Raw genomic sequence first — 7,470 nt, 5'->3', positions numbered from 1 at the left:
GCACCCGCTGGCGGCGATTTCTGTGGCGGTGAGGAGCACAGGGCCGAGGTCGGCGCGCGCCAGCGCGCTTCGTGGTCTGACTCGCCGCGGCTGTTTGAGCGCAGTGAGCGCAGCGAACGAAGCGAGTTCGGCGGCGCGACCTCGGACCGAGCACCGGAACGGAGTCGATGCGCAGCATCGACCGCCACAGCATGAGCCGCCAGCGGGTGCCGCCTGCCGCGACGCGCAGACCTTGCCACGAAGCGGCTCACCACTATGAGCGCCGTGCTGGATCAATCTCAATCGCCACCCTCGCCGTTCGCCGAGCTGTGGCGCGACTTCCGCCGCAACCGCGGCGCGATGATCGGCCTCGCGGTGATCGCCGCGCTGGTGCTGTGTGCGCTGCTCGCCGACGTGATCGCGCCGTATTCGCCGCGCGAGCAGTTCACCGACGCGGTGCTCAAGGCCCCGTCGACGCAGCCGATCGGCGGCCGCGTGTTCCTGCTCGGCACCGATCCGGTCGGGCGTGACCTGCTCTCGCGCCTGATCCATGGCACGCGCCTGTCGCTGCTGATCGGGCTCGTGTCGGTGAGCCTGTCGCTGAGCATCGGCGCGCTGCTCGGGCTGTTCGCGGGGTTCTTCCGCGGCGGCGTCGAGTTCACGATCATGCGGCTGATGGACATCATGCTCGCGCTGCCGAGCCTGCTGCTCGCGGTGGCGGTCGTCGCGATCCTCGGGCCGGGGCTGATGAACGCGATGTACGCGATCGCGATCGTGATGCTGCCGCACTTCGTCCGGCTGACCCGCGCCGCGGTGATCGGCGAGCTCGCGAAGGAGTACGTCAACGCCTCGCGCATCGCCGGCGCCGGCACCGCGCGGCTGATGTTCGACACCGTGCTGCCGAACTGCGCGGCGCCGCTGATCGTGCAGGCGACGCTCGGCTTCTCGACCGCGATCCTCGACGCGGCCGCGCTCGGTTTCCTCGGCCTCGGCGCGCAGCCGCCGACGCCCGAGTGGGGCTCGATGCTCGCGAGCGCGCTCGAGTTCATCCAGAGCGCGTGGTGGGTCGTGGCCCTGCCCGGCCTCGCGATCCTGGTTTCGGTGCTCGCCTTCAACCTGATGGGCGACGGGCTGCGCGATGCGCTCGACCCGAAGCTGAAGCGCTGAGCGAGATCCACATGGCCCTGCTCGAAGTCGAAGACCTCAGCGTCGAATTCGGCGCCTTCAAGGCGGTCGACCGCGTCAGCATCGACATCGCCGCGGGCGAGGTCGTCGGCATCGTCGGCGAATCGGGCTCGGGCAAGAGCGTCACCGCACTCGCGCTGATGGGGCTGGTCGACGAGCCCGGCCGCGTCGGCGCCACGCGGCTGTCATTCGACGGCCGCAATCTGCTGACGATGCGCGCGCGCGAGCGCCGCCAGATGCTCGGCCGCGACATCGCGATGATCTTCCAGGATCCGACGACGAGCCTGAACCCGTGCTTCACGGTCGCGTTCCAGCTGATGGAGACGCTGCGCATCCACGAAGGCGGCTCGAGCAGGGCCTTGCGCGCACGCGCGCTGCAACTGCTGCGCGATGTCGAGATCCCGGATGCGCAGCGCCGGCTCGACGCCTACCCGCACCAGCTCAGCGGCGGCATGAGCCAGCGCGTGATGGTCGCGATGGCGCTCGCCTGCAATCCACGGCTCTTGATCGCCGACGAGCCGACGACCGCGCTCGACGTGACGATCCAGGCGCAGATGCTCGCGCTGCTGCTGAAGCTGCAACGCGAGCGCGGCATGGCGCTGATGCTGATCACGCACGACCTCGGCGTCGTCGCCGAGATCGCGCAGCGCGTGATGGTGATGTACGCCGGCCAGGTCGTCGAGAGCGCACCGGTGCCGCAGATCTTCGACGCGCCGCACCACCCCTACACCGAGGCGCTGCTGTCGGCGCTGCCCGAGCACAACACCGGCGCGCGCCGGCTGCGTTCGATGGGCGGCATGGTGCCGGGCGCGTTCGACCGACCGAGCGGCTGCCTGCTCGCGCCGCGCTGCCCGTACGTGCAGCCGCGCTGCCGCGCGGAGCGGCCGGCGCTGGACGACGTGCCGGGCTCGATCGACGCGCGGGTGCGTTGCTTCTTTCCGCTGAATCGGTCGACCGAGGTCACGACATGAGCGAGCCGATCACCGTGCTCGAAGCGAGGGAGCTCGCGAAGCACTATCCGGTGTCGACCGGCTTCCTGAAACCGAAGGCGCTGGTGCGTGCGCTCGACGGCGTGTCGTTCATGCTCGCGGCCGGCCGCACGCTCGCCGTCGTCGGCGAATCCGGTTGCGGCAAGAGCACGCTGGCACGCGCGCTGACGATGATCGAGCCACCGACCTCGGGCAGCCTGCTGCTCGTCGGCGACGGCCCGGCGGTCGCCGATGTCGCGCATGCCGATGCGGCGCTGAAGCGGCAGTTGCGCCGCGAGGTGCAGATGGTGTTCCAGAACCCGTTCGCGAGCCTCAATCCGCGCAAGAAGATCGGCCATGCGCTCGAGGAGCCGCTCGTCATCAACACCGGGATGGGCAGCGCCGAGCGCAGCGAGCGTGCGCGCGCGATGATGGCCCGCGTCGGGCTGCGGCCCGAGCACCACGCGCGCTACCCGCACATGTTCTCCGGCGGTCAGCGCCAGCGTGTCGCGATCGCACGCGCGCTGATGCTTCAGCCCAAGGTCGTCGTGCTCGACGAACCGGTCTCGGCGCTCGACGTGTCGATCCAGGCCCAGGTGCTGAACCTGCTGATGGACCTGCAGGACGAGACCCGGGTCGCCTACGTCTTCATCTCGCACAACCTGGCGGTGGTCGAGCTGATCGCCGACGAGGTGCTCGTGATGTACCTCGGCAAGGTCGTCGAGAGCGCACCGAAGCGCACGCTGTTCGCGACGCCGCGCCACCCGTATACGCGCGCGCTGCTCGCGAGCACGCCGCGCATCGATCGCGCCGCGCGCCAGCAGCGCCAGGTGCCGAGCGGCGAGCTGCCGTCGCCGCTGAACCCGCCGAGCGGCTGCACCTTCCACAAGCGCTGCCCCTACGCGGTCGAGCGCTGCCGCGTCGAGGTGCCGCTGCTCGAGGCGGCCGGCGCCGGGCAGCTCGTCGCCTGCCATCGCTGGCGCGAGATCGGCTGACCATCCGGCGCCGCGATCGTCCGACAGCCGCCGCGGCCGCTTGGGTCTATCGTTGCCACCTTGCCCGCCGTGGGCGCCGTGGAGAGCCTTCGCGATGAACCCGAGCTATGCCGAGACCGAGCCCTCGCGCGCCGAGATCGACGCGCTCGATGAACCGGTGCTGCTGGAATTCGGCGCGCCCTGGTGCGGCGTGTGCGCCGCCGCGCAGCCGGCGATCCGCGCCGCGCTGGGCCCGCATCCGGGGCTGCGCCACCTGAAGATCGCCGACGGCCCGGGGCAGCCGCTGGGCCGCTCGTTCGGCATCAAGCTGTGGCCCACGCTGGTGTTCATCAAGGGTGGCAAGGAGACCGAGCGGCTGGTGCGCCCGCACGGCGCCGGCCCGATCGCGGCGGCGATCGAGCGGCTCGTCGCGCCCACCCGCTGAGGGATCAGGCGCCGCTGACGGTCGGCACCGTGGCCGGGCTCTTCGGCGGCGCATCCTGCCCGCGCAACGAGCCGAAGGTGTTTGCGTAGACCCAGGTGAATTCGGCGCCGAGCAGAAAGATCTGCGCCGAGTAGTAGACCCAGACGAAGATGATCGCGACCGACCCGGCCGCGCCGAAGGTCGACGCGATGCCGCTCTTGCCGATGTACAGGCCGATCAGGAAGCGGCCGACCGTGAACAGCAGCGAGGTCGTCGCGGCGCCGAGCCAGACATCGTGCCAGCGCACGTCGACCCTCGGCATCAGCTTGTAGATCATCGCGAAGACGCCGGTCGTCAGCGCGAAGCCGACGATCAGGTTGACGGCCTGCAGCAGGATCTCCCACTCGCCGAAAAAGCCGCCCCACCAGCGCCCGAGCGCGGCGCTCAGCACGAGCGAGACGATGAGCAGGAACGCGACCCCCAGGATCATCCCGAACGACAGCAGGCGCGAGCGCACGAGGCGCCAGACCCCGCCCCTGCGGTCGCGCGCCGGCGCACGCCAGATGCGGTCGAGCGCGTCCTGCAGTTCTGCGAACACGCTCGTCGCACCGACGAGCAACAGCGCCAGGCCGAGCAGCGCCGACGCGATGCCGTGGGCCGGCTTGCGTGCGCTGTCGAGCAGCGCCTCGATCGCCTGCGCCGGCGCGTCGCCCATCAGCCCGCGCAGCTGGCCGAAGACCTCGCCGCGCGCGGCCTGCTCGCCGAACGCGAGGCCGGCGATCGCGACGACGATCACCAGCAGCGGCCCGAGCGAGAACACGCTGTAGTACGACAGCGCGGCGCCCATGCTCGGCGCGTAATCGTCCGACCACGCAGCGACGGCCTCTCTGACGAGCCGCCACCATTGCCGCGGCGAGTGGGTCGCAAACGCCTTCATCGCGACGCAGACGGCGCACGCCCGCGTTCAGCGGTCGCGCTCGTCGCTTGCGGGGCGTTCGATGTCGAGATCGGCGTCTTCGTCATCCGCCGCGATCGACTCGACGTCGGCGGCGCGCCGGCGCCCGCGCACCGGCGGCTGCGTCGCGTCGCCGGTACCGACGACCCGGTCCGGCGAGATGTCGGCCGCCTCGCGCGGCCCTTCGCCGGAGGCCGACGCGCGTTCGCCGGTGCCGGCCGTGTCGGTGTCGCTGTCGGGCGCGATGGTCACCGCGCCCCACTCGCCGGGGTTGTCCGGCGTCGTGGGCATCGCGCGTTCGCCGCACACGTCGCTGCCGCTGTCGGAACTGTCGCTCGGGCCGAGCGATTCGGCGTTCTTGCCTTCGGGCTTCATCGGGGCCGGGGCCCCGCCGAGGATGCTGCTGGTGGCCATGATGATGTTCCCTTCGATGGCGCTCGAGCGAGCGCAGAAACCATCGTCGGACGTCGCTGCAGCCAACCCCATCGGCCCGGATCGGAAACAGCGGTAGGCGTATTCCTGCAAGGCCTCAGCGCGAGGACTTGTCTTTGTCGCTGCGCCAGCGCGGCTCGGGGCGGGCGGCCGGATGCGCGCGGGTCGCGAGCAGCCCGGCCGACAGATAGAGCCCGTTCAGCAGCCGGCTCGCGCGCTCGACGCTCATGCCGGGCCAGGCGGCGATGTCGCGCAGCGCGACCGTCTCGCGGCGCAGCCGGTGCGCGGCCGAGCGCAGCGCGCCGCCCAGCGTGACGCCGTCGGCCTCGGGGTTCTTCAGCGCGCGGTACGCGGCCGTGCCGGCGATCTCGGCGAGCAGGGTCGCGCGCGGGCCGGCCAGCGCGAGCGACCACAGCAGCGGCAGCAACGGCCGGTAGTGCTCGGCCTGCGCGACGCGCTCGTGCATCCAGTGGCCGGGCGGCCGCACGCCGGGCGGCTCGGCGCTGATCAGCGTGATCCGCGCCAGCGAGGCCGGCAGCGCCTGGGTCATGTCGCGCGGCGAGTGGTACAGCGCCTGCGCCGGGAACAGCGTGACCGGCCAGACCAGCCCTTCGTATTGCAGGCACAACAGTGCCGGCTCGCGGTGGCGGATGCAGGCCGCGACGACTTCCAGCGGCTCATCGCTCGCGCCGGCCGCATCGAGCCGGCGCAACTCGGCCAACAGCGTGCTCGGCAGCACCGTGGCGCCCCCCAGGCGCGTGAATGCGCTGCCGCCGCTGTTCAGCCGCACGCGTTCAAACTCGCTGACGCTCCACAGCGTCGAATCCTCGAAGTCCCTCACACCCCGATGTTCGGCGGCGGACGTCGGCCCGGCGTTCGAGGATGTACCGGGTGCAAGCGTCTGTGACACCCGGCCCGCACGGCCGCGGCGCCGGCCCCGGCGCGCTAAGCTTGAGACTTCGCAGCCCCGGCGCCCCGGCCCCGATGAACGATCGATTGAGCACGTCCCCGTCCGATCCGAGCGCCGCCTCGCCACCCGCCGACCCGGCGCTGGCGCACGGCGTGCGCCTCGGCGCGTTCGAGATCCAGCGTGTGCTGGCGCGCAGCGCGAGCACGGTCGTCTACCTCGCGACCGACCACGCGCTGGCGCGCCAGGTCGCGATCCAGGAGTACCTCCCGGCGCGCCTGGTGCGCCGCGACGCGGACCAGAAACTGCGTGCCGCCGATGCGTGGCACGACGACGTGATCGCGCGCGGCCTGCGCGCGTTCATCGACGAGGCACGGCTGCTGGCGCACTGCGACCACCCGGCCCTGGTGCGCGTGAACCAGTTGTTCGAGACTCACGGCACCGCCTACCGCGTGATGCCGCTCTACGCCGGCCAGCGCCTGTCGGACCTGCGCCGCGAGATGGTCGGCGCGCCCGACGAGGCCGAGCTGCGCGACCTGCTCGACGGCCTGCTCGGTGCGCTCGAGGCGATCCATCGCGGCGGCCTCGTGCACGGCGGCGTCTCGCCGACGAACATCCTGTTGCTCGCCGATGACCGCCCGCTGCTGCTCGGCCCCGGCGCCGCCGGGCACGAGATCGGCAGCGACCTGGTCGACTCGCTGATGGCGACGCTCGAGACGGCATCGGCGTCGTCTTCCGGCGCGGCCGCCGACACCGGCACGCCGCCGGCCGGCCCGGCGCGCGACCTGTACGCGCTCGCCGAGACGCTGCGCTTCTGCATCACCGGCGAGTTGCCGGCACCGGCCGGCCGGCTGCGCCAGCGCGAGCCGCTGGCCGACGCGATCGCGCGCGAGTTCGCGGCCGATGCGCGCCCGCAGTACGGCGCGGCGCTGCTCGGCGCGCTCGACGCCGCGTTGTCGCCGTTCGCCGAAGACCGCCCGCTCAGCGCGCTGCAGTTTCGCGACTGGCTGACGCGCGGCGTGCCGGGCGGCCCGGTGCGGTTCCCGCCTGCGCCCCCCGCGCCGGCCCGCATCGAGCTGCCGCCGATACCGATGCGCATCGAGCTGCCGCCGCGGCCGCCGATGCCGACACCGCCGCCCGCGACGGCGCCATCTCCAACGGCAACGGCAGCGCCTTCGCCTTCGAGACCGCCATCGCCATCGCCGCCAACGTCGGTCGCGGCGGATGCCGACACAGCGCCGAACCGGACCCCGCCGATCGAGCCGGCCGCGCCGATCCCTTCGCCGCCGCGCTGGCCCGAAGCCGGGCCGGACCTGATCGAGCCGATCGTTCCCGAGCGGCCCCCGTGGATCGCATCGCCGCCGCCGCGCAGCCCGCCACCGGCGCCACCCCGCGCGAGGCCGGCGGTGCAAGCACGGCGCAAGGTGTACATGGCGAGCGGCCTTGCCGGGCTCGCCGCCGTCGTGCTCGCGGCCGCCACCGGGGCCTGGAACTGGGCGCCGGAAATCCGGCTCGAGCCACGGGCCGAACGGGCTGCCGCGCCAGCCCCGGCCACGCCGCCGCCGACGCTGGCCGAGACGACACCGTCGACGACCGCCACGCCGCCGCCGGCCGCCGACGCACCGGCCTCGGCGTCGGCACCGACG

At 72.6% G+C, this 7,470-nt stretch carries 8 protein-coding genes; 5 read left to right on the top strand and 3 right to left on the bottom strand.

What is annotated here, in order from left to right; translation table 11 throughout:
• Nucleotides 1-255: 255 nt before the first annotated feature.
• From AC1DTW_RS27865 to AC1DTW_RS27850, 4 genes are all read left to right on the top strand, one after another.
• Nucleotides 256-1,146: an ABC transporter permease subunit gene (locus AC1DTW_RS27865; protein ID WP_477985248.1), complete on the top strand. Its 891-nt coding sequence runs from the start codon at nt 256-258 to the stop codon at nt 1,144-1,146.
• An 11-nt stretch (nt 1,147-1,157) separates the two neighbouring features.
• A complete protein-coding gene (locus AC1DTW_RS27860; RefSeq protein WP_477985246.1) occupies nt 1,158-2,135 on the top strand; it encodes an ABC transporter ATP-binding protein in 978 nt (325 codons plus the stop codon).
• The gene (locus tag AC1DTW_RS27855) at nt 2,132-3,127 is read left to right on the top strand and encodes a dipeptide ABC transporter ATP-binding protein (protein ID WP_477985244.1); all 996 of its coding nucleotides are present in this window, start codon (nt 2,132-2,134) and stop codon (nt 3,125-3,127) included. The genes AC1DTW_RS27860 and AC1DTW_RS27855 overlap by 4 nt, the downstream gene beginning before the upstream one ends.
• 94 nt (nt 3,128-3,221) lie before the next feature.
• On the top strand, nt 3,222-3,551 hold the full coding sequence (locus AC1DTW_RS27850; protein WP_477985242.1) for a thioredoxin family protein: 330 nt from the start codon (nt 3,222-3,224) through the stop codon (nt 3,549-3,551).
• 4 nt (nt 3,552-3,555) lie between these two features.
• On the opposite strand, the gene AC1DTW_RS27845 is transcribed toward AC1DTW_RS27850, so the two are convergent.
• From AC1DTW_RS27845 to AC1DTW_RS27835, 3 genes are all read right to left on the bottom strand, one after another.
• Nucleotides 3,556-4,467 (bottom strand): YihY/virulence factor BrkB family protein, encoded by a 912-nt coding sequence (locus AC1DTW_RS27845; protein ID WP_477985240.1) that lies wholly within the window; start codon nt 4,465-4,467, stop codon nt 3,556-3,558.
• 27 nt (nt 4,468-4,494) lie between these two features.
• Nucleotides 4,495-4,899 carry a hypothetical protein gene (locus tag AC1DTW_RS27840; protein ID WP_477985238.1) on the bottom strand — a complete coding sequence of 135 codons (405 nt, stop codon included), beginning with the start codon at nt 4,897-4,899 and terminating at the stop codon, nt 4,495-4,497.
• 115 nt (nt 4,900-5,014) lie between these two features.
• Nucleotides 5,015-5,758, bottom strand: a complete 744-nt coding sequence (locus AC1DTW_RS27835) for a hypothetical protein (RefSeq protein ID WP_477985236.1) — start codon at nt 5,756-5,758, stop codon at nt 5,015-5,017.
• A 143-nt stretch (nt 5,759-5,901) separates the two neighbouring features.
• Here AC1DTW_RS27835 and AC1DTW_RS27830 point away from each other — a divergent pair.
• Nucleotides 5,902-7,470 (top strand): protein kinase domain-containing protein (locus AC1DTW_RS27830; RefSeq protein ID WP_477985234.1); only part of this gene is annotated, 1,569 nt, incomplete at its 3' end.

This window comes from Rhizobacter sp. P5_A1, assembly GCF_056400745.1.
This window is presented reverse-complemented; position numbering and strand designations above follow the sequence as displayed.